Genomic DNA, 1,092 nt, shown 5'->3' with positions numbered 1-1,092 from the left:
TTAACTATAAACCCAGATTGATTGAGAAAATTGGTCAAGAAAGGTTTGATGCTCTAATGATGCCAAGGCCGCTAATGAAATGGCGGCGTGAAGATTACGAACGTATTTGTGATGAATATCGGGCAAAACTCAGGAGATTAAGCAATGACAATCTTCACTGACATATCAGCAGCAATTGAAGAAGCGAGATTTTTGCGACAAGAAACAAAGCATCATCATGTTATCACTCAAAAACGAAATGGAACTCTCACAGTTAGACAAGAAGTCGGAATAAATAAAGAGAGTCGTCTACGTAAAGCTTATAGCGCTCGTTACGATTGTCGTATTGCAACAGTATTGCCGGAGGTAAATAATGCGTGACATTCAACTAGTTTTAGAGCGTTGGGGAGCGTGGGCGGCAGATAATAGAGAAGATGTCTATTGGTCGTCAATTGCAGCAGGATTTAAGGGGCTAATTCCCAACAAAGTTAAATCTCGCACGCAGTGCTGTGAGGATGACGCTATTGTTATTTCTAGCTGTATGGCAAAGCTGAATCAAAAGAATAGCGATATTCATGATTTGTTATTTGACTACTATGTGTTTGGTAAAACATTCATGCAATTAGCTTATGAACATAAATGCTCTGACGGTCATATCGGTAAAAAATTACAAAAGGCGGAGGGTATTGTTGAAGGGATGCTGATAATGCTAGGCGTAGAACTGGAAATGGATAAATGTGTTCAAAAAATTGCAGCCTAATTTAATAAAAGAGTTTACGTACGTAAAAAACTGAATATTATGATAAGAGTGATAGCTATGTCACACAGCTTATCGAATTAATAATCCTCGTACTCACGGGGTTTTTTTATATATCAAGCACCAATTCCAGGCTGCGCATAGCGTGGCCTTTTTCTTTATTACCGTCGAGAGGTCGGGTATGAACTTTGACAAACTATCTCCAGAATCCCAAGAACAGGCACGATTAGCACTTATTACTATTCTGTCGCAAATGGTACCTGATGGACTGAGTGATCTTGACGCGGTATTTGTAGGTGAAGCTGTTGCCGCTGCGTTTATCTCAATGGAGCGCTATAGCAGCGTTTCTGACGAAT

Annotated in this window: 3 protein-coding genes; all 3 read left to right on the top strand. The window is 39.8% G+C overall.

Going from position 1 to position 1,092, the window contains the following annotated elements; translation table 11 throughout:
• The first annotated feature begins 56 nt into the window (after window positions 1–56).
• From AACQ83_RS24195 to AACQ83_RS24185, 3 genes are read left to right on the top strand one after another with little or no spacing between them, the layout of a single operon-like run.
• On the top strand, window positions 57–161 hold the full coding sequence (locus tag AACQ83_RS24195; protein ID WP_339366782.1) for a hypothetical protein: 105 nt from the start codon (window positions 57–59) through the stop codon (window positions 159–161).
• Window positions 145–360 carry a hypothetical protein gene (locus AACQ83_RS24190; protein ID WP_112879924.1) on the top strand — a complete coding sequence of 72 codons (216 nt, stop codon included), beginning with the start codon at window positions 145–147 and terminating at the stop codon, window positions 358–360. Before AACQ83_RS24195 ends, AACQ83_RS24190 begins: the two co-directional genes overlap by 17 nt.
• The gene (locus tag AACQ83_RS24185; protein ID WP_112879923.1) at window positions 353–739 is read left to right on the top strand and encodes an antiterminator Q family protein; all 387 of its coding nucleotides are present in this window, start codon (window positions 353–355) and stop codon (window positions 737–739) included. The genes AACQ83_RS24190 and AACQ83_RS24185 overlap by 8 nt, the downstream gene beginning before the upstream one ends.
• Window positions 740–1,092 lie beyond the last annotated feature (353 nt).

It is taken from the genome of Photorhabdus sp. S10-54, from assembly GCF_963878145.1.
Classification (GTDB): domain Bacteria; phylum Pseudomonadota; class Gammaproteobacteria; order Enterobacterales; family Enterobacteriaceae; genus Photorhabdus; species Photorhabdus kayaii.
The sequence above is the reverse complement of the archived record's forward strand: the minus strand, read 5'-3'. Positions and strand labels throughout refer to the sequence as shown.

Coding starts and splice junctions, on each gene's coding strand:
- AACQ83_RS24195 (WP_339366782.1), top strand. CDS start 57: ATGATGCCAAGGCCGCTAATGAAATGGCGGCGTGAAGATTACGAACGT.
- AACQ83_RS24190 (WP_112879924.1), top strand. CDS start 145: ATGACAATCTTCACTGACATATCAGCAGCAATTGAAGAAGCGAGATTT.
- AACQ83_RS24185 (WP_112879923.1), top strand. CDS start 353: ATGCGTGACATTCAACTAGTTTTAGAGCGTTGGGGAGCGTGGGCGGCA.